The sequence below is a fragment of the Caballeronia jiangsuensis genome, assembly GCF_046030135.1.
GTDB classification, from domain to species: domain Bacteria; phylum Pseudomonadota; class Gammaproteobacteria; order Burkholderiales; family Burkholderiaceae; genus Caballeronia; species Caballeronia jiangsuensis.
In genome coordinates this window covers 230,923-251,103 of record NZ_JAQQDB010000001.1, presented here as the reverse complement: position 1 = coordinate 251,103, position 20,181 = coordinate 230,923, and the positions used below count along the sequence as shown (strand labels likewise).

The window sequence follows — 20,181 nt, the reverse complement described above, 5'->3', positions numbered from 1 at the left end:
AGTGGAGCACTCGTCGTGGCGGAAGATAGACCGCCGGAAGTTTGCATAGAGCTAGGCGGAGGGGGGGCTACTGGCCCCACAGGTTTGCCTCGAAAGGCATTGAGAAATTCTCCCACCGGATTCGGCGCTTCTTGCGCATGACCTGACATCGAGAAACTGCCCAGGATAACAGCGAAGCAACCCGTGATGACCGCTGTTGAAAGAATTTGGGGAAGTCTTGTCACGGCTTCCTCTGCATGGCGGCCAAGTCGGCTTGTGCTTGGGCCAGATGGTGATGGGCAGCTTCCAGTGCTCCCTTCGCATTGTTCTGACGGAGCAGAAACTCGTTTCTGACGGTCTGAAAATATGTCGCTCCATCCCGAAGTTGCTGCTCAAGTTTCGCTCGCATCGATGCGACCCTCGCGTTCACCGAGTTGACGTCTTGAGGGGAGGGGGTAATGTTGGCGGACGGCACGAACTTTCGCTCGATAGACCTCTTCCAAGCCAGAAGGTTGTTTGTGAGACCCTCACCGAAACCGGGGATGGCGCCGATGGCCGAGGACGTGATATCTGCGGCGGTTTCGACGCCGAAGGACGCCAGGGTCTGTTTGCGTTGCGCCCCGACACCAGAAATCTTCGAGTCGTGAATGAAGTGCCGGTCGAGGAAATCGTGCATTTGACGCGCGACTAGCGTGGCTTGCAGTTGCTTCATCTCGAGCGCAAGGACCTGAGGAAGGTCGTCCAACTGGGCTTTGATTTGCCCAAGATTGCGGAACGCATCGGTAACTGGGTGCTCCCCGCGCACCCTGTCATATTCGGACAGTGCGGCATCGTAGCCGCGCTGCGCGACGGCAACCGCGCTTTTGCGCGTATTCAATTCGACAGGCGATTCCGCCTTGACGGCATGCGTGGCAAAGCCCCCAACAGTTAGCCATAGCCACCAGAGTTTGGGTTCACTGATTGACAACAAGAAAGCGACGAAGCAGATGCCGGCGTACATTAAGCGCATCTTGGTTACGGATAAGCCGTTAGACGCGGGGGCGGGGCGTCCCGACAAAGCTAAGGACGGGGCCGCGAACGCAGGCATCTGTGGTACTGCGCTGAGGGCCTGAATTTGTGACCAGAGCGCGGCGATATTCGCACTCGCGGCCTGAAAGTTTATGGTTGGTCCGGTCGCGGAGGCTGGAGTGAAGTAGGGCGTTCCTTGCTTGTCGCGCTCGCACCAAATGCAGGTGTGTAGCTGGCCTGGAAATTTATGTCGTGGTTCGGCGCTGCACGAACGCAACGAACGAAGGAGACCGTCTAGGGCGGCAACCCATTCCTTTGCCTTGGGTCGGCCGTGTTTTACACCCGTTTCAGTGAACGCGCGCCAGAACAGGTCTCCGAAACCGGCGGGTAGATAATCCAGGCTCAAAGCCTTCGGTGGCATATCAATCAGTCGCGCGAGGCGGTCCGCTCCATAGGCGAATCGGAACTCCTTGATAGAGCGCTCCAATGGCAAATCTCCGGTGGTCTTCGGGATTCCGGAGAACGGGTGCCTTGCCATGAACAACAATTGAAAGACGAGAACGGCCAGCCCAAAGTTGTCGTGATTTGCCGTCCGCGTGACGCCGTGGAAAGAACCCAGCCCTTGTAGCTCGGGAGGTGTGTAGTGCGGTACACCCACCGTGCACGGAAAGCTGGCGGCCGAAGTGTTGACATGGAATGAATCGCAGTCAAGCAACTTAACCGTTCCTTGATGACTGACAATGATGTTGTTCTCATTGACGTCACCGATGGCGTGGCCGTGCGCATGTATGGCATCAAATGCAGCTGCGATATTTCGTGCGGTTCCCACCAAGAAGGCAAAATCCGCTTTCGGGAAAGTCTGACGACGACTCCCTACACCGTAGAGTTCGTGTACCGCGTGATAACCAGAGAACTTCGGCATGGTGAAGCCGGCGACGGGCCCTGGTCGCTTTGTCAGTAATACACTGATGGGCCATGCAGCTATTTGCTTGAGGTAGGTATCACCTACCTGCGCCATTGCCCGTAGCTTCGCTTGTCGTTCAGGGGGGAGAGCGTGCGAGTAAATTTTGGCGGCGACGCTTTCGCCGTTGTGCGTTGTATCGAATACGGCACCCTCACCACCTTCACCTAGCTTCTTGCCCAGCTGGAGCTGATTTCCGAGTTCATCAAACGCTACTGACACTGCTTTCCCCCAGCGAACGCGTTGCGAGAATCAAAGTCTTGTCGTCGTCGGTTCGGTCATTGATTGCATCGCTATTTAGGAAGCGCTCAAGGGCTGCACAAAGCGAGTCCGTCTGGTCGTCCGACGACGCACGTAACGCCTTGAACATTGGCTCGAAGAAAGGCTCGTAAGCGGTCTCGGTAGCAAACACTAAGGCCAACCGCTGGATTCCATCGCTGAAAAGCGATACTTCGTCCGACGTGTCGCGAATCTCGACTCTCAGATGTTCTGCAGCGTTCGCATCTGTGACGAAATACGTCATGTTGGCGTACTCGCCCGATTCAGGCCAAAAAACGGGCGCCAGTGCTCCTGCGTCGCGCGCCACGATTGCGCCGTCGCCGACTTGGAAGTAGAACGCCCGGGTCGGCCCAATAACCGCGCCGAGCAAGGTACAGGCAAGCGCGCGCATGGTGACACTTCGCGCTTGCGCAGCCTCGCTTATCCGCGCTCTGACGACCTCGAGCAGTTCGCTCGCGAGGTGCGCTTTCAACCCGTCTTCTCCAGTCGTTTCGGCGATTTCGAGAAGCATTTTTCCGGCGGCCTCACACGCAAGCTCGGAACCGACCTCGCCGAACTGTGCGCTTCCCGCTCCATCAGAAACAAGAGCAACCAAAAGGCTCGCTCCCGTCGCGTCTGACGCAACGTGATAGAAGCAGCTGTCTTGGCAGGGCGACGAGTTCGAAGTGTGCGAGGTGCCTACTGCAGACGCTCCAATGACCTTCCAGCTCACACCGACGCCCAGCCAGTCGGAGCAGCGAGAGGTACCTCTGTCCCAGGGGTAGAGCGCGAGACCGCAGCCATCGACGCGGAGAGCCACTGGAAGAGCTCTCGAAATTTCAGGCCCTTCAATGAGAGCGGCTGTCTCGTCGAAATCTGCGCCAACGTGTCCATGTTGGCACCTTCTACTCCGACAGCGAAGAATGCGAATTTCTTCGACGCCTCACCTTCACGTACACGGGCGGCAGCGGACTGCCAAGCGTCCGTCGGACCTCCATCAGTGATAAGGAACACCCATGGCCGGTAATAGGAGATGCCGTTCGCTTTGTACTCGGCTTTGCGGGCTTCGAGAGTGTCGAGTGCCAGGTTGATGGCCGAGCCCATCGGCGTGTCACCTTGAGGGGTCAACGTCGGTGGATAAAAATTCGAGGCCGTATGAAACGGCATTTCGAGGGTTGCCGGGCCGAACGTGACGATTGCGGTGTCGACGCGCTTCATCGCCAGCGAGTCTGCCGCGAGCTCGTCTTTGAATGTTACGAGACCTGCGTTCAGTGCAGAAATCGGTTCGCCACTCATCGAGCCGGACCGGTCGAGTACCAGTACGCACGGACACCTTTGTTCCGGGTTCTCCGCGAAGTTGTCCGTGCCAAAAGCCACTTGGGTGGCGAAGTCGTTGTGTTCACTCATGGTCTTCTCGCTATGCGGTGCTGGCTAACCTCAGGACCGCGCGTTAGTATTCATCTTAAGATGATAATAATCGTAGAATCATGTCCGCAAGTAAAGCACCAGCGTATTTCAGTTTGGCGGTTGCTGTCGCGGCGGGCGTGCTCATATCCGGGGCTAACAGAACAACCCGTCAGGCCGGAGTTCGTCTCTCGAGAGTCCGAGCGCGCCGGCCGCCTCGGCGCCCCAAGTGGCCGAGACAAAGCCCCCGCCTGCGGTGGTGTGGAAGGCGCAAACGTTAGGATTCGGCTCGTTGCGCTTCAAAGCAACGCTTCCGTGGACGGGCGACAGCCCGTCTTGCACGATGCCTGGGGCAGCCGATGATGAGGTCGGTATCTGTCAATCGGTGGTCGCTGGCGGGGACAGCGCGTGGCAAATTCGTGTGGTTACGCAGCGAGACCGGTTTGTTCCGGTGTCGTGGTTTGACAACACGCTTCAATCTCTCCGGGCGTTGCAACCGGACGATGTTATTCGCCAATTGGGGGGTGACGCCAACGCGGTCACCAAAGCAGGATTCGCTAACGCGGCTTTGCTCACTCCGATGCAACTGTCCGGCGCGCTTGCGATTCGAGGTGCCGCAGCAGGGATATCTCAATCATCGTCCGCCGCAATGCAGTCGTGTGTATACGCCTTTATTCTGGCGGCGAACCGTCCAACGACTCTGCTCTACTGCGCGACGACCGACGACGAATCGCTCGCTGGTGCGCAAAAAATCGTGTCTTCTTTGTCAAAGCTCAACCCTTCGAGCGAATTCAAACGTGGAAGCGCGCAGGCGGCGGAGCACAGCCTCTATCTGAAACACCTTAAAGCTGCTGGCGGACCAACTGCTGCACCTGAACTTGCGAATTCGGAACAGGCCTACGAACAATCTGTAGGCGACGAGTGCGGAAAGTACCCATTGATTTCGCAGGAACGTTTTCAGTGTTTCGAAGGCTTCGCAGCGACGCGTCTTTCATCCCTTCGGTAAGCGAAGAAAAATAGTTTCGCCGGGCGGCTAAAGTTTTTTGTCTACGTGACGTCAAGGAAGATAGTGCCAAAGAACGAGTCGTCGGGTGAAGGCAGCCGAATGGTGCGGCGACGCTGAACGGCCGAACCGGACAGCGATTCGTGGCCTCGGCTAACTAGCTTGAGCGATACCAATAAATCACAATCAATTATCGGGGCGCGCCGACGGAATTGTCGTTGCGAAAAAGATGGGAATGCTTGGGGGCGGCTTATTTCTGGGCGGAATTTTGATGGGCTTAGTGGGTTTTGGTGGATTCTTCGACACCAGAAAGGTTGACCGTCGGTTCAAGACCGGATACCGAAACAACGAGCCTGACACCCGTGATTTCAGACGTTCCGCGAAACGCGTGATGTACGGAATTGGTATCTGTATTGTCGGGTCAGCGATATTAAGCTTGTCCTCTCCGTCCGAACAACCAGCGTCGTCAACAAGCGCTGTTGGAGTCACTCCGTCCCGGCCGGCGCTCGCCAGCGAAGCCTTGCCCGCATCTAGCGAGCTAGTTCAATTGGACCCCGCGCCTGCGGCAGCGCAAAAGAACGACAGTGGCGTGACCCTCGGGTCGAATGAACGTGCGGTGGCTCCGGTCGACACGCAGATAGTCGCGAGTGCTCCTCCGAGCGTGGCCTCGGCGCAGTCCCGCGACAAGACACTGCAAATGAGTAGTTCAAGCGTGGGATGTGTAGATGATGGGTCTTTTTTTGGCGCCAATGTTTGCAGAAGCGTTACTCTGGCGGCCGCGTATGACCTCGAAGTCAGGGAGTATGAGTCGGCGCAGGCCCGGATTGGAGGGAAAGACGTCGGTGTGCGAATTGAACAGGAGAAATGGCTTGAGCAGGTCGTGAAGGGTTGCTCGGATATGCCGTGCCTGACAAACGCCTTTGACGCCAGAGTCTCCGATTTGCGTGGCCGGTATAGGAACGATGGCTAAGCCGCCGGCGGTCAGCCAGTGAGCCCATGAGGTGGGTCGAGACGTCTCGCCCTTGTACAAAGCTCCAAGAATTTCGTGTTTCGCGGGGATGGAATGAATTCTTTCGTATATCTCGGCTTCCTCGTTGTCGGGGTTATGGTCGGCGCAGTAATCTCATGGCTGTTGATGCGTGGGCGCATCCAGCTTCAAATCCAAGCTGCAGTGGTTCGGATACAAAGTGCATCGCAAATAGACCTCGCACAAAAAGAGGAGCGGCTCAGGGCGACGCTCGAAGAAATCGCGAAACTACGCGTCGCGCGAGACCTTGCAGCGAAGGAATTCAGTGAGCTTCGCTCTGAACTGGACCAGAGTCGAAATGAGCAGGCGCGATTGTCCGAGAGGTCATCTCGCGTCCCTCAGCTTGAGGCAGACTTGAAGCGATTACTTGAACGAATTCAAGAGGGCGAAGACGAGAGCCGCGCTCTCGCGACAAGCGAGGCGCAGAAGCGACAATTGGCAACCTCCCTTGAAGCCAAAGTCGCAGAGCTTTCTAAAGATGTTGAGGGACTGGACCGAGAAGCTTCTCAATGCAGGCACGCGCTAAATGAAGCTAATGAGCGGAAGGCTGCATTGGAAGAGCAAGCGGCACTCATTCCGACGCTTGAAGATAAGCTCAGAGTAACAGAAACCCAGTTAGAGGAAGCGAGCAAGCAGCTTAGCGACTTGAGAGAGTCTAGCGGGCGCTCCAACGGCAAGTTGACAGCAGAACTTGCAGCTGAGCAGGGCGCGCACGCGTTAGCCCGCGAACAGCGTACTGCCGAGGCTGACGCTCGGGTGCTAGCGGAAGGCGAGGTAGCGCGCTTGAGTTCCGAATTGACTGAGCTCCGTACAAGCTACGACGCAGAACGCAAGCATGCAGATGAGAAGCTCAAGTTGCTGACACAGGCCAAAGAGGAACTGAGCGCGCAGTTCAAGGCCTTGGCGACGGAGATTCTAGAAGAGAAGTCCAAACGATTCGCCGAACAGAATCAGACCAGTCTAGGCCAATTGCTTGAACCGCTGAAAGTCCGACTCAAGGAATTTCAGGGTAAGGTCGAGGAAGTTTATGTTCAGGAAACCAAGGACCGGAGCGCCCTTGCGGAACAGGTGAGGCAATTGCATGCGCTGAATCAGGCACTGAGCGACGATGCGAGGAACTTAACCTCGGCGTTGAAAGGGTCATCGAAGACTCAAGGCAACTGGGGAGAATTGATTCTCGAGCGTGTCCTTGAATCGTCTGGTTTACGGAAGGGGCATGAATACCTTGTACAGGATAGTCGGACTTGGGAAGACGGCAGCCGCGCTCAGCCTGATGTCGTGATTCTTTTGCCGGAAGAACGAAAGCTGGTGGTTGATTCGAAGGTATCGTTGGTCGCCTACGAGGCGTATGCATCGGCAGAGACCGAAGAGCAACGGTCCATCAGCCTACGGCAACATGTCGAGTCGATTCGCAGCCATATTAAGTCTCTTTCGGACAAGAAATACCACGCGCTCTACGGCAAATCGCTTGATTTTGTCTTGGCGTTCGTGCCCATCGAGCCAGCATTCATGTTGGCTATCACGAACGACAAAGATATTTTCATGGAAGCCCTGAGTCGTGACGTTCTACTGGTGAGTCCATCCACTCTGTTGTTCGTCGTCCGCACTGTGGCGCATCTTTGGAGGCAGGAAGCACAAAATCGAAATGCTCAGGACATCGCGCGGCGGGGAGCCGAACTGTACGACAAGCTTTACGGCTTCGTCGGAGACTTTGAAAGCTTGGGGAATCGGCTCAAACAGGCCCAGTCCTCGTACGAGTCGGCGCACGGCAAGTTCGTCTCTGGTAAGGGAAATGTGATTCGACAGGCCGAAATGCTTCGCGAATTGGGCGTCAAACCGTCGAAAGTCCTCCCAGCGGCTCTCGTTGAGTTGGCGAATGAGGATGAACAATCCATCATTGTTGACAGTGCACTGGTTGAAAACAACGACGCCCGCGTCATGATTACGGGCACTGCCGGAATCGACTAGCGAGACACATGCTGCGTGTGTGCGCGGGCGACTCGTAACTAGCGAGTGCAGGAACACCCCTATCAGCTGCGCTCAGACTTCAAAGTGCACTACTCCTCTGTCCACGAGAAAGGTGAGCAATTGTCGCTGCGTGCTTTTGGATTTCTGAGCCTGACGAAAGAAAGCAATATTTTGTCTTCACGCAATGACTCTGGAACAAGTTCGACAAATCCTTCTTGACCAACGGCCGTATCTTTCTCATAGAGCCGACAGGACCGACGGGTGCGAGACGTGGTGGCTCCTTCACGCCGACGGCAAGAGCGAGAGGCGCATCCTTCGTGCGAGACCACTGGTGACGGGCGTCCAACTACGGTGGCCTGTGACGAATGCACCGACACGTCGCTTCGACGGAAGCTCAGAGCAACTTCTGTCTGGTGTTGATAAGGAAATTGCTTTGGCAAGAGAAGAGTTCCAGTTCAAGCAAGGCGTTCGAGCACGAAGCGGTACGACCTGAAGGATGTATCTCGAGCGAAGATGAGGGCGTCATCGTTGGCAGAGTTAGAGAGGGCCGGCAAACGCGGGCACGTCATGAAGAAGTATTGACGATTCGAGCCGCCGCGTCTTTCAACTTCTTGAGCGCGCGAATTTACGCTTCACCGTTGCTGGCTTGGCATAAAACCAACACTCTTGGCCCGTGAACGGGTCTTTGCCGAAGCGGTGCTTAACGGGCGGCGACGTCTACGACAGCGCGATGTGCGTACGGCCGCACCCGGGCGATTTCGGAGAGCCTGAGCAATCTGGCGATGCGTTGGACAGGTCACCCACGCCGAGACGATTTGCGCGGGAATTCCCTTTTTGCAGTCGGGTGTTGATTGCGTCGCCGCTTGCAGCGCAGCGGCCGGCCTCGGGCCAATAGCGGTTGACGGTGTCGGCGGAGATTTTCACGGCGCGTATGGGGCCGCCTCGGCTTTAAAGGACATAGAGCCTCTAACAAGTCTGCTTGATTTTTACAGCTCGCTATTACGTCGAGATTTTTTCCCGGCCGTGTGTTGCGGCGAAGAAAACCTTCTATTACTAAAAGGTTTCTGGAAGTCCGCCAACTAATCAGAATTGGTCCTTTGGGGAGACGTGGATGGCCAAACCAGTCCGCCCGCGACGCGGTCGGAAAAGCTTCTCTGTCTTGCACTCGTTGCTTCCTCTGCCTTGGCCATCTCGCCCCTTGTTGGAGCACAGCCGTCGGAATGCGCGTTCCAAGCGCCGAAGTCGCTCAATCTGGACGTCGTCAAGCCGCTTTTCTGGCAGCATTTCTGCGTTGGGATGGCTGACGTTCGATGTGAGCGGCGATGGTCGAACATGCGTCGCCGTTCGCCGTTGCGGTCTTATCGGACGTAAGATGCAACTCGCACACGTTCGAGAGGTGCAGTGACAACGAACGTGTAGGGTACGTACGTTCGGTCTTAAGTGACAGGTCTCGGTGGCGCACCGACTTGCCGTCGATTCTCAAGTTGTCCGTTGTTCCCTCGGAGACACTGAGATGCTTGAAACCAATTTCCTCGCGCGCGCGTTCCTTTCGCTCTGCCTATTGTTGACAGCCTGCGCCACTGGGCGACCTGAAGTGGCCGATACCGATGCAACACCCGTCGCGCCGACCATTTGGTGGGTCATCCATGACTGGAACACAGGCACGGAGCACTCCACCTCAGGAGCAAACGGTACGGTGACAATGGTAGGGAAGCACAACGTCGATGTGCTACTGGAAGCATTGGCGCCCAGCGGAGCCGGCGACGTGCAAGTGGGAGGACAGCTACAACAAGTAGAGTGTGGTCACATCCAGTATGTTTCCAGCCCACATAGCGGAACTGTGGCCCGGGTGATTTCCGGTGAACGCACATATGACGCGCAGCTTCCATCGCGTGACTTTTTGAACAGTATCCCGCTTGTCCTCATCGCGGACACTGCATACAACTTCAATCCAACAAATGGCTCATCCGTGCATCTCTGTCCTGCAACCGTCGGCCAGTATCAGGGGACAACAGTCGGCGGCACGATACAGCTCAAAGGAAGCGCTACGTCGTTCCAGGATGCAAATGTCAAGTCCATGGGCACTTTGACGATTAACCTGGTTCCCTGCAGCGGTGGCCGCTATTGCCAATGAGGGCCAATTCCTTCAACTCGCGGAAGGCTTGGTACGAGCAGACCTTTGCGCTGCCATATACTGTGCGCGCTACGGCTCTTGAGAATTTGCCAATGAAAGGCCGGTCTTGCCGGACCCGCTAGTTTCGACCGTGTTCCGTTTGGCGATGGATAGCGCGCCCAAAACGACACCGTGCTTTACGGACGAAGGGCATTAGGTGAACCGTGCTCGAACCCGCCCGCTTTATCAGAGGTGAAGAAGCCCGCACGAAGCGGGCTTCCGGTCAAGACAAAGAGTGAGCGTTAAGCCGCTGCGTCCTTCAGCTTCTTGAGCGCACGCACCTTAAGCTTCACCGTGGCCGGCTTGGCATCAAACCACCTGTCCTGACCTGTGAACGGGTCCTTACCGAAACGCCGCTTCTTTGCTTCCACCTTCTGGACGTTGATTTTCAGCAGCCCGGACAGCGTGAATTCGCCGAGGCCCTTCTTGTTCACAGAACCCAGAATCGTGTCCTCGAGCGCTGCCAGCACAGCCTTCGCTTGCTTCGGCTCGACGCCGGCTTGCGTAGCCACATGAGTGACGAGCGACGCCTTTGTGAACGTGTCTTTGACCGGCTTGAGCGTAGCGCCCGCCACAGCCTTCTTCGCTGGGGCGGTCTTGGTTACAGCGACCTTCTTGGGTGCGGTGGCTTTCTTTGCAGCCACAGCCTTCTTCGCGACTACGGCCTTCTTGGCCGGTGCGGCAGTTTTTGTAGCAGCAGCTTTCTTCGTTGCCATTGAGGCTCTCCTGAAGTTGAACTCTGCTTAAGACGAAGCACCCCGGAGCATCAAGCCCTCGGCACATGCGTCGTCGTAAGCTGGCGGCTAGCGTAGCAACCGTTATGGCAATGTGCAATCGCCAGCGGCCTTAAAACAGGGCACTTTCCGCATTTGCTCTCAAAATACAACGCCAAGACCTCAGGTTTCGGAGGAATGCAGTCGAGTGAGGGAGGGTGAGAGGGTCTATCTCTCGAAAGTAGGCGGCACGGATGACCTCAAGCTCGGAATCGCAATTCAATAGCGGCGCTCGCCGAGCATGAGCCATTCGGCGGCGTCTGCACCGTAGTTTTGAGGCCAACTGGTCGCGAGGATTTCCATTGCAGCCCTGACGCTCTCCATCGGGTCGACCTCGTCCGAAGTGCCGTCGTCTAGGGCATCGACAGCAATATCATCGAACAGAGTTCCCGCGAGGCTCTGCGCGCAAACCAATCGGTCGAACGACCGCTGAAGTCGTTCTAGCATCTCGTCTCGCAAGCTGAGTTCTCTTGCGACCACTTCGACATCGCTCATCGCGTCGGCCAAGAGGAGGTCGAGAAGCTGGCCAACCTCCAGAGTAGATGCGAACGGGAGCCTGCTGGCCGGCTTGGCACGGTTTTCGGGTTGGTTCATGCATCCTTGTAGGCAAGCCCATTTATTCGCTAGTCCCTTGGTTGAGAGCACGGAGTTGTGTTCGGGTGCTTACAAAGGGCAATCGATAAGCGGACGACTTGTACATGCGCGCATATCGAGAGATTTCGCTCCTGCGTGCGCGGCATCCAACGGTCGGCGCAAGCATCCGTGTCTATGCTGCAATTCCTCTTCGAGCAAGCGCTCGCAGGCTGGCGTAGCATCTACGAAATTGCGTCGTTCGACGCCTGCACACGACCTTGCAGACAGAACACATGGAGACAAGTGAGAGAAGGACCGCGGAGGCCGCAGCGGTCTTGCGTGTCGCCGAAGCGGCTCGGGCAGTCCAGACTGCATCGGCCGACCTTGAGAAGCACTTCCATGACGCAGGAGATGGTGCAGCTCTGACCTTGTTGCTCGCAAGGTTGGCAGCAGGAATGTCTGAGCTGCAGTCGGCACGCGAAGCATTCGATGTCCTGCTTACGGCGAAAGGGCCCTCGCAAACCCCCTAAAGTGACCATCGGACACTCGCGTAGCACCCGCTGAGGGCATGACGACGAATAAAACGACAAGGTTGTTTATCTCGCTTCTCGGCACGCACCACTCTCTGAAATGCACTGTTTCATCGTGTGGCTTGAGAACGCCAGGTGCGAAGCTCTAGGAAAGAGCGTCACGACGACGCCAAGTGGGAATGCTCAAGTTGGTGGGGGGCCTCAACTGCCGGCGCTTGACCTGTCGCCCTAAGTCAGCGAAAAATGACTGTATATTGGTCCTCCGAATCGCGTAGAGTCCGGTTTCGTACCGCTGGCACTAGACAAGGCAAATCATCGAAAAGATGGGCGAGATACCCTACAAGTACATCAACGTTGTGGGAGCGTCCGGGTCTGGCACCACGACGCTTGGCAGGGCGCTTGCAGCGAGGCTCGGCTCCACCTTCTTCGATGCGGACGATTTTTACTGGATGCCTACAGTTCCACCGTTCTCGATGAAGCGAAGCGCTGCCGAACGTGCCTCAATGCTCAAGAAAGGCATGACTTCTGCCTTCGAGGCCGTTGTGTCTGGTTCTCTGTGCGGCTGGGGGCGAGACATCGAAGACAGCTTCGACCTTGTAATTTTTCTTGCCCTCCCGACCAAGCTTCGGTTGGAGCGAATTGAGAGACGCGACATCGCGCTATACGGGCACTGTGAACCCAAGTTCCTTGACTGGGCTGCTCGATATGATGAGGGCGACATCACGTGCAGAAGCCTTGCGCTTCACGAGGCATGGCTTTCAGACCGGCAGTGCCGAGTGATTCGGCTCGAAGGAGATGAGACGGTGGAGGAGCGGGTCGAGCGCGCAATTGCACTGGCGAATTCCGGAGAGAAGCATGCGCGAACTGCCAGGTAGTACTGTGGCAAACGAAAATAGAAGCGCTAACTCGAAATGTCGCGCTTCTACCGCCGACGTCAAGCAAACGCGCACTGCGGCCAGGAATTGAGGAAAGACCTCACGGAATCCACACCCAGGCTGATTCCAAGGCCCGTCAACATTGCTCCCATGACCCATCGCTGTGCGAGCAGTAGCGTGGGTCGAACGTTGAGAAATTTGGCCATCCCGCTGGAGCCGACGGCGACAAGACCATTCGCGAGGGCGAAGGCCGCAATCAGCAACGAGCCGAGCATGAGGGATTGGCCCATCACATCATTTCGCGTGTGGTCGATGAACTGCGGCAGCAGCGAAATGAAGAGCATCGCCAACTTCGGGTTCAGCAGGCTCGTTGTCGCCCCCATCGCAAGCAGACGTAGCGGCGGCTCCTGCGTCAACTGACGTACCTGAAACGGTGAACGCCCTCCGGGCTTCACTGCTTGCCACGCAAGATAAATGAGGTACATCGACCCTGCTGCGCCAAGAACTGCACTCGCATCTGGCACTTTGAGTACCAGCGCCGTGATTCCGAACGCGGCACTGAACATGTAGAAGAGGTATCCCAGCATTACGCCGGCAAGCGAAATCAGGCCGGCGGCGCGCCCTTGCGCGACCGAACGCGACATCACGTAGACCATATTCGGACCAGGCGTAATGGCGAGCATCCCGCCCACCGCGAGGAATTGGTACATCGACCCAGCGTCTTGCATTGCGCTTCACCTTCAAAAAATCTTGATGAACCGATTGTCGGACCATGCGACCATGAAGAGAAACGAATTAAACTGAGCGCACTCGTCAGATTTTCTGAATAATATGAAGAAGCTCGATTTTGATGTGCTCGAAATGGTTGTGGCGGTTGCGGACTCGGGCTCGTTTGCCAAGGCGGCTCAGACCGTGTTTCGGTCACCCTCTGCCGTCAGTATGCAAATCAAGACAATCGAGGACGCGCTCGGAAAGCAACTGTTCGTCCGGGACACGCGCAATGTCTCAGCAACCGCGGAAGGCAAGAGGCTGGCGGACTATGGCCGTCGGATGCTCGAGATGCGAGATGAGGCGTGGGCCTCCATAGTTCGTCCCGAAGTAGAAGGACAGGTGACGATTGGAGTCCCCGATGACTATGTTTCCTCGTTGCTGCCACAGGTGCTAGCAAAGTTTGCGTTGATGCACCCACGGGTGGACATTCGCGTCATTGGCCTACCGAGCGCCGCGCTCATGCCTATGGTCAAGGACAGCACCATCGACCTTGCGTGCCTCACGAAAGGAAAGGGAATCGCGGGCGAGTTCATCAGACATGAGCAGATGGTGTGGACTGGGTCGTCGAAGCGGAAGATTTGGTTGGAGCGTCCGTTACCAATCGCCGTCTTTGCCGATGGCAGCACGGCGCGCGACCATGCTGTACGGGCGCTCCGTAGAGAAAACATCACATTCCGGATGTCGTTTGAAAGCCCGAGTTTTCTCGGCCTGCTCAGCATGGTGGAGGCCGGCCTTGCCATTGCACCTCTCGCCAAATGCAGCATCCCGGCGCATCTCGTTCAACTTTCCGAGAACGACGGCGTTCCCGCGATGAACGAGGTCGAGGTCGTGCTTGTCCGCAGTGCCCGTTCCGCACGACCCCCATGTGAATATCTGGCCCAGCAGATTCTCGAGGAATGGAAAGTCGCATGAGGGAAATCGAGACGTCGCTTGTCTCAGTCGGTGGATAGACTCCCCTCCATCAGACGAGCCCCTTCCATCTGCTCGGCAATTGACGGAGAGACAAGCATGGGCAATTCATACCAAGGTCGTTACTGCGGCGTTTGTGACCACGAACTCTCGCACGGCTTCTTCAGCCTGACGAAGCGCAGCCAAACTGTAACGGGCAGCGAGCCTGGTGTCGTCTTGGTTTCAGACGACAACGTGCTGACAGACTTCTGCGGACAGGAATGCGCCGACTACGCCGAAGCGGCCATTTCCTCGACGCTGACGTCCGCGTATCCTACGACCGCCAAGACGGTGCCTTGTTCGCTTTGCTTGCGCGCTGTCGACAGAAATGCGCCGCACGTTTCCGTGAGCATGTCGCAGTTTGAAGATGCGTCAGAGCCGTGGCTCGTTTCTGCGCGAGTTGTCGACGAGCGCGAGCTGGCTGTGTATTGCCGTAGCTGCGCAGAGCCTCGACGCACATCGGAAGCATTCGATATGTCGGAGCTGGGCGTGGCTGTATGAAAGTCTTCCTGGACGACGAGCGCGTCACACCGCAAGGTTGGACGCGCGTGTATTGGCCGCAGGAGGCAATCAGGCTGCTTGAAACAGGGACCGTCGAAGAACTAAGCCTCGACCACGACCTCGGCGACGACTCGCGAGGAACGGGCTACGACGTCATCCTCTGGATAGAGGAAGCTGTCGCGCTTAGAGGTTTCCGGCCGCCAAAAATCTTCGTACACTCTGCAAACAGCGCCGCGCGCGCAAAGATGGAAGCAGGCGTAATGGCAATCGAACGCCTTGTACTCAAACAAAACAAATAACTAGCACCTCATGGACCACCTCGATTTGTCGTTTGACCACCTTTTTGAAACCCGCCAGCAAATTAAATGGTGGCCTTGGGTGGGCAGCGAATTCTCAAGGTCTGCCGTCAAAACGATGCTTCTCGGTGAGAGCGTGTACCGCTGGTCCAAAGGCGAGGCGTTCGACAAGCGATATGCACTGACTTCTGGTCTGCGCGTCACGCACAGTAATCACGCACTCGATTTCGATAAAAAATCTCGCTATGTACGAAATATTGAGCGTGCGATATTTCAACGGCGCAATCCGAGCGACGCCCAGAAGCAGACACTATGGTCTTCCGTTTGTTATCACAATCTTGTGCTCGAAGCCATGGCTTCGGCCAAGCATCGCCCAGAATCGCACCACTACGAGAAGGGATGGGCCGCAGCGTTGGACCTGTTTGATGTATTAGGCATCGAACAATGCCTTGTGTTCGGGGTGGAGTCTGCGAGCGTACTTCGGCTCATAGCAGGCCGAAATGGAATTAGCTGCAAGGTGAGACGCCATCCAACAGAGGTCGGTCGGTTCTGCGCGCGCTCCGGTTCAGTCCACACAGCGACCGGGCGCCCTGTGAAACTGCTCTTCGTGCGACATCCGAGCAGCTTTTTCAGCTGGCGCAAGTGGTCACCAGTGGTGCAAGAGGGACTTCGGTGGGACTATGCTAGCAACGCACCAGTCCGCAAGGACTGACCTAATGGGACCTTCGAGTAGAAGCGGCGCTGCGCATGGAACAAACCAACAGCAAAAACGAAGAAGCGGCTGCCATCGAACGCGTTGCGAGCGCTGCCCGGGAAGTGCAGGCTGCCTCCGTGGCACTGGAGGAGCGCTTCAGTGCCCCCGACGAGACGGCGCCGCCAACCTTGCCGCTCGCCCGTCTCACCGCAGCAATCAATGAGCTGCAAGCCGCCCGCGACGACCTTGACCAACTGCTCGCTCGAAGGTCCGTTCACTGAACGACGTCCGGTGAGTCCTCTGTAGCCAAGCTGGTCTCTCAGCGCTAAGCCGCAGATTTCCATTGCTCACATTGGCGAAACGCACTGCTTCACCCTTCGACTTGAACGCAAAGGGCCGATAGTCCAACATCCCTTCAGCGCCCATGCATGGAGCGCGGTTCATCTTGACCCGTCCTTGCGACGGGTCTTTTTTCTGTGCCAGAGGGCATGCACTTACCGCGTCTGCTGGTTAAACGGGTTTATGGGCTGCACTTTCTCGCGCTCCTCCACTTTCTCAAGCATCTGCACCTTGTCCCAGCCCGCCACTATTGACTCCAGGCCTCGCACCACATTTGATTCCAGTGCCTGGAGTCCTGAGTCACCCTGGAAATTGGCGCTGAACGCCGTGTGGAATCGGTACTGGAAGTAACCTGAAACCTCTGCGATGCGCTCGGGCGTATTTGAATCTGTGTAGATGACAGACTCGGGCGAGAACAGGTCGTAGTAGACTACGTTCGGGTAGTCCGTTTTGATGGCAACGCGCGGCTCTTCGCACACCAACAGCGACCCCATAAGCTGAATTGAGCCTTTCATGCCTCTTGGCGTCTTGAAGACCCAGATGCGCTTGGGCAATCGTTCGGCGACCTCCGTGAGCTTTGAATTGTTGGAACCGAAGTAACCGAGCTCTCGATTTTTCAGGTTGCTTTCCAGCTTCTGCCAGTAGTAAAAGATGTCCATTCAACAGGGCCCGCAGATACGATTGATTGACGTGCCCCACGATGTTACCAATTCGGTAGAGAAGGCCTGACGTGTGTGCTTTGCTTTCGGGGTCGTCCCTCACCACCGCCTCCCCGACAAGCGCGGAGGCCATGATGCGTGGTTCCTCAGATACTGCGTTGGGCTTCTGCCATCTTCACCCCGGCATCGTCCAACAGAAGCGCGTGGTGTTACCTCGTCATTTCGGTGCGAGGTTGCTCAATATTAGGGCGATGCACGTCGTGGCGAAACCGCATGTTCGCCATTGTGTGCATGTGTTTTTTGATGCAAACAGCCCCGTGGACTCTAAAAGCTCAATGAATCAAGAGCTGACCGGCCCGCCAGCCAGCGCTGTTTGATATTTTTCATGCAGAGTCGGCACGCGCGCCGTAGGCCCGGATGCGCCCGAGGACGGCCGTAGTCGTGACGGCTTTCGCCGGCGACCGGCGGCAACTGGACGCTTGCAAATGTTCATTAAGGGTTTATACTCACCTCGTCTCCTCCATGTCTCCACTGATATGGATTCAGCCCGCCGATGAGCGGGCTTTTTCTTTCGTGCGACTCCAACTCTTGGACACGGCACCACGACAGACGGCTCGCTGCCGCACTGGTCGTTCTCTTCTGTGGGACTTTGGTCAGCTACGACCTAAAGCAGCCCGCCGCAAATGCGGATATTCAGCGTGAGATGAGCTGTGCAACGTCGACCGCCCGTTGGGTCTGACGGCGCCCCGCCTCATTGCTCGACTTGACCGTCCACGTAACTCGTCTGGCTGCCCAGCCACGCCTCGCTAAAAATCAAAAATGAAATTGACTTTGGTGGTTCTCCTCGTCGCCGTAACGTTGCTGCTGTGGCGTTACATCGTGGCTCGCAAGGCTGCGTCCGTTCTCCGGACGGAGAGAGACAGCCTGACGCTGCAGCTTGCAACCCTCCAGACGGAAAAGCGCGAAAGCGATGCGTCGAGTGCGCATCAGATAAGCACCTTAAACGAGAAGCTGTCGGCGGCGGAAGCTGATAGATACTCGCTCGCGCGATTTGTTCACATTCGGGATACCGCCGCCGAGGCCGAACGCATCAAGTCCGATGCTGCCGCAGCCCTGGCTGCCGCTCAGAGCGAAGGCGCAGCGTTACTTTCCGCTGCGCAAACGGACGTCCAACGTTTGGCGACCGAGGCCACCGCCGACACGAAACAAAAGCGCGCCGAGGCTGACCAGATGGTTTCGCGGGCGAGTGCCCAAGCGGCGAAAGTCATAGATGACGCTCGCAAACGCGCAGAGGAAATTGCCGGCGACGCATTGCGCGCCGTAGAAGACGCTGACCGACTTTCCGCTACTGCTGCCGCCATGAAAAACGTCATCGAAGGTTACGGAGACGCGTACATGGTTCCTGCTCACAGCCTCCTGGACGAACTCGCAGACAGCTATTCGCACACAGAGGCCGGCAAGCAACTCAAGCTCGCTCGCGACTACTCCAAGCTTATGGCCGCGCAAAATCGCGCGGCTGACTGCGATTACGTGGAAAAGCAACGCAGGGAGACCGCAATCCGGTTCGTTGTCGACGCGTTCAACGGGAAGACCGATTCGATTCTCTCGAGAGCTAAGGTGGACAATTTCGGCACGCTGCAGCAAGAAATCAAAGACGCATCCGCTCTCGTGAATCACAACGGCGCCGCGTTTAGGAGCGCTCGCATTCTAAAAGAGTACGTCGACGCGCGAATTGAAGAGCTGGTCTGGGCGGTCCGGACTAACGAACTCCGCGAGCGAGAAAAGGAAGAGCAGCGAGCGATTCGTGAGCAGATGCGCGAAGAAGAGAAGGCTCGCCGCGAATACGAACGCGCAATGCGTGACGCCGCGAAGGAGGAGGAGCTGATTCGCAAAGCGATGGAGAAGGCGCAGGGTCAGATAGCGCGGGCCAGCGAAGAGCAAAAGGCGCAGTTCGAGGCTCAGCTCGCCGAACTTGCTGGGAGACTTCAACAGGCGGAAGAGAAGAATCAACGTGCACTGTCCATGGCCCAGCAGACCAGGGCAGGCCACGTTTACATCATTTCGAACATTGGCTCGTTCGGTGACCATGTTTACAAGGTCGGCCTCACCCGACGCCTTGAGCCCATGGACCGTGTCCGCGAATTGGGTGATGCGAGCGTTCCGTTCTCGTTCGACGTGCATGCAATGATTTGGTCGGACAACGCTCCCGAACTTGAACATACGCTTCACCAGAAGTTCTTGGAAGCGCAGGTCAATAAAGTAAATCCGCGGAAGGAGTTCTTCCGTGTCGGCTTGGCAGACCTGCGAGCAACGGTTGAGGAAATGGGTCTCAACGTTTCGTGGACGATGACAGCGGCAGCGGCTGAATATCGCGAGAGTCTCGTCATTGCTCGCCAGATTGAAGCCGACCCGGCCCAACGCGACAAGTGGTTCCGACGACAGATTGCCCTGGATGCCGCGATTGCGGACGAGGAAGCTGGAGAGGCCGAAGTGCAAGCCGCCTAGCCACGTAGAGTTACAGCCACAAATCAGCATCGACCTGAGGATGAGTTGCGTCGCAGCCATCCTAGGACGTATTGGACACGAGGGAAGGCAGTATATGAAGGTCCGAGTTTTGGCCGGTATCGCAGTCACAACATGGCTGGTGGGATGCAGCAGCGTGGGTCCGGGCCTCGCAAATCACCCGGCTGACTGTGCGATTGGAATCCCCTGGGCCGATTGCCTGCCTGGAACGCGAGGGTACGCGAACGGAGGTGGCAGTTACCACCGCGAAGCTGGGAAAGCGCAGCGAGATGCATTGACGGCGAAGTTCGATGATGCGTTGAAACAGTGTGAGGCAGGCATGACAACGCCCGAGCTCGACCCGTTGCGAGCGAAGATTCAATTCTCCCGCAAGTTCGACGACGCCCCACCATTTCAGTACGCTTCCCTAGACGCCTTCCCGTCGGCCGCCGACCGACCGCTAATTGCGAAGTGGGCCACGATTCGAGACGGTTGTATCCAGCGTGAGAATGCCATTGATATCATCCCTGCGGATGCGACGCCGCTAGATGTGACGCGTATCAAGCAGGAGCGTGCTTTCGGTCAAGAAGCTGAAGCCAAGGTCGGAGAGCTTATCCTGGCGTTGTACCAACAGAAGCTCACGTTCGGTGAGTTTGCACAGCGGAGATATGTAATCGGGAAGGCTGCCGTAGATGCTTCCCGACAATACCGCGAAGCTCGATTGCTGCAGGACCAAGAACGCCAACTTCAGGCGCAGCATGTGGCGAATCAACAGTTTGCGAACACAGTGAGCGCATGGGCGACTTATATGCAAGCCGTCAATGCGCGTCAGCCGCAAACGGTGACGCTCACGACGGTCAGCACGGGCACGCATTGCACGTCGGTGCGAAGCGGAAACACGGTCAGTACGAACTGCAACTGAAGGCACGTACGCAGTCG

18 protein-coding genes and 1 pseudogene are annotated in these 20,181 nt (G+C 56.9%); 11 read left to right on the top strand and 8 right to left on the bottom strand.

Going from position 1 to position 20,181, the window contains the following annotated elements; all coding sequences use genetic code 11:
- Window positions 1-220: 220 nt before the first annotated feature.
- From PQR08_RS01115 to PQR08_RS01105, 3 genes are read right to left on the bottom strand one after another with little or no spacing between them, the layout of a single operon-like run.
- The gene (locus tag PQR08_RS01115; RefSeq protein ID WP_035505889.1) at window positions 221-2,170 is read right to left on the bottom strand and encodes a helix-hairpin-helix domain-containing protein; all 1,950 of its coding nucleotides are present in this window, start codon (window positions 2,168-2,170) and stop codon (window positions 221-223) included.
- On the bottom strand, window positions 2,154-2,939 hold the full coding sequence (locus PQR08_RS01110) for a PP2C family serine/threonine-protein phosphatase (protein ID WP_035505892.1): 786 nt from the start codon (window positions 2,937-2,939) through the stop codon (window positions 2,154-2,156). The genes PQR08_RS01115 and PQR08_RS01110 overlap by 17 nt, the downstream gene beginning before the upstream one ends.
- Entirely contained in the window at window positions 2,936-3,613 is a 678-nt protein-coding gene (locus PQR08_RS01105) for a vWA domain-containing protein (protein ID WP_238216447.1), read from the bottom strand. Before PQR08_RS01105 ends, PQR08_RS01110 begins: the two co-directional genes overlap by 4 nt.
- Window positions 3,614-3,839: 226 nt before the next feature.
- Between PQR08_RS01105 and PQR08_RS01100 the strand changes: the two genes are divergently transcribed.
- Window positions 3,840-4,616: a hypothetical protein gene (locus PQR08_RS01100; protein ID WP_238216449.1), complete on the top strand. Its 777-nt coding sequence runs from the start codon at window positions 3,840-3,842 to the stop codon at window positions 4,614-4,616.
- 1,060 nt (window positions 4,617-5,676) lie between these two features.
- Window positions 5,677-7,608: a DNA recombination protein RmuC gene (locus PQR08_RS01095; protein ID WP_250486818.1), complete on the top strand. Its 1,932-nt coding sequence runs from the start codon at window positions 5,677-5,679 to the stop codon at window positions 7,606-7,608.
- A 565-nt stretch (window positions 7,609-8,173) separates the two neighbouring features.
- Here PQR08_RS01095 and PQR08_RS38850 read toward each other — a convergent pair.
- Window positions 8,174-8,319: pseudogene (locus PQR08_RS38850) on the bottom strand (HU family DNA-binding protein); the annotation flags it as partial.
- Between the two features lie 802 nt (window positions 8,320-9,121).
- On the opposite strand from PQR08_RS38850, the gene PQR08_RS01090 reads away from it, so the two are divergent.
- Window positions 9,122-9,742: a hypothetical protein gene (locus PQR08_RS01090; protein WP_250486819.1), complete on the top strand. Its 621-nt coding sequence runs from the start codon at window positions 9,122-9,124 to the stop codon at window positions 9,740-9,742.
- Window positions 9,743-10,023: 281 nt separating this feature from the next.
- Here PQR08_RS01090 and PQR08_RS01085 read toward each other — a convergent pair whose 3' ends face one another.
- Window positions 10,024-10,497: an HU family DNA-binding protein gene (locus PQR08_RS01085; protein WP_250486820.1), complete on the bottom strand. Its 474-nt coding sequence runs from the start codon at window positions 10,495-10,497 to the stop codon at window positions 10,024-10,026.
- A 276-nt stretch (window positions 10,498-10,773) separates the two neighbouring features.
- Window positions 10,774-11,148 carry a hypothetical protein gene (locus tag PQR08_RS01080; protein ID WP_250486821.1) on the bottom strand — a complete coding sequence of 125 codons (375 nt, stop codon included), beginning with the start codon at window positions 11,146-11,148 and terminating at the stop codon, window positions 10,774-10,776.
- Between the two features lie 832 nt (window positions 11,149-11,980).
- Between PQR08_RS01080 and PQR08_RS01075 the strand changes: the two genes are divergently transcribed.
- Window positions 11,981-12,532, top strand: coding sequence for a P-loop NTPase family protein (locus PQR08_RS01075; RefSeq protein WP_250486822.1), 552 nt, complete (start codon window positions 11,981-11,983; stop codon window positions 12,530-12,532).
- Between the two features lie 59 nt (window positions 12,533-12,591).
- On the opposite strand, the gene PQR08_RS01070 is transcribed toward PQR08_RS01075, so the two are convergent.
- Window positions 12,592-13,260 carry a LysE family translocator gene (locus PQR08_RS01070; RefSeq protein ID WP_238294148.1) on the bottom strand — a complete coding sequence of 223 codons (669 nt, stop codon included), beginning with the start codon at window positions 13,258-13,260 and terminating at the stop codon, window positions 12,592-12,594.
- A gap of 103 nt (window positions 13,261-13,363) precedes the next feature.
- On the opposite strand from PQR08_RS01070, the gene PQR08_RS01065 reads away from it, so the two are divergent.
- From PQR08_RS01065 to PQR08_RS01045, 5 genes are all read left to right on the top strand, one after another.
- A complete protein-coding gene (locus PQR08_RS01065; RefSeq protein WP_238294150.1) occupies window positions 13,364-14,215 on the top strand; it encodes a LysR substrate-binding domain-containing protein in 852 nt (283 codons plus the stop codon).
- A gap of 96 nt (window positions 14,216-14,311) precedes the next feature.
- Window positions 14,312-14,752 (top strand): hypothetical protein, encoded by a 441-nt coding sequence (locus PQR08_RS01060; RefSeq protein ID WP_162070275.1) that lies wholly within the window; start codon window positions 14,312-14,314, stop codon window positions 14,750-14,752.
- Entirely contained in the window at window positions 14,749-15,051 is a 303-nt protein-coding gene (locus PQR08_RS01055; RefSeq protein WP_238216466.1) for a cyclic-phosphate processing receiver domain-containing protein, read from the top strand. The genes PQR08_RS01060 and PQR08_RS01055 overlap by 4 nt, the downstream gene beginning before the upstream one ends.
- Before the next feature lie 10 nt (window positions 15,052-15,061).
- The gene (locus tag PQR08_RS01050) at window positions 15,062-15,760 is read left to right on the top strand and encodes a hypothetical protein (RefSeq protein ID WP_250486823.1); all 699 of its coding nucleotides are present in this window, start codon (window positions 15,062-15,064) and stop codon (window positions 15,758-15,760) included.
- A 35-nt stretch (window positions 15,761-15,795) separates the two neighbouring features.
- Window positions 15,796-16,023, top strand: coding sequence for a hypothetical protein (locus tag PQR08_RS01045; protein ID WP_238294158.1), 228 nt, complete (start codon window positions 15,796-15,798; stop codon window positions 16,021-16,023).
- A 213-nt stretch (window positions 16,024-16,236) separates the two neighbouring features.
- Here PQR08_RS01045 and PQR08_RS01040 read toward each other — a convergent pair whose 3' ends face one another.
- A complete protein-coding gene (locus PQR08_RS01040) occupies window positions 16,237-16,740 on the bottom strand; it encodes a hypothetical protein (RefSeq protein WP_250486824.1) in 504 nt (167 codons plus the stop codon).
- Between the two features lie 819 nt (window positions 16,741-17,559).
- On the opposite strand from PQR08_RS01040, the gene PQR08_RS01035 reads away from it, so the two are divergent.
- A complete protein-coding gene (locus PQR08_RS01035; protein ID WP_238294162.1) occupies window positions 17,560-19,245 on the top strand; it encodes a GIY-YIG nuclease family protein in 1,686 nt (561 codons plus the stop codon).
- A 292-nt stretch (window positions 19,246-19,537) separates the two neighbouring features.
- Window positions 19,538-20,164, top strand: a complete 627-nt coding sequence (locus PQR08_RS01030) for a hypothetical protein (RefSeq protein WP_238294164.1) — start codon at window positions 19,538-19,540, stop codon at window positions 20,162-20,164.
- Window positions 20,165-20,181: the final 17 nt, after the last annotated feature.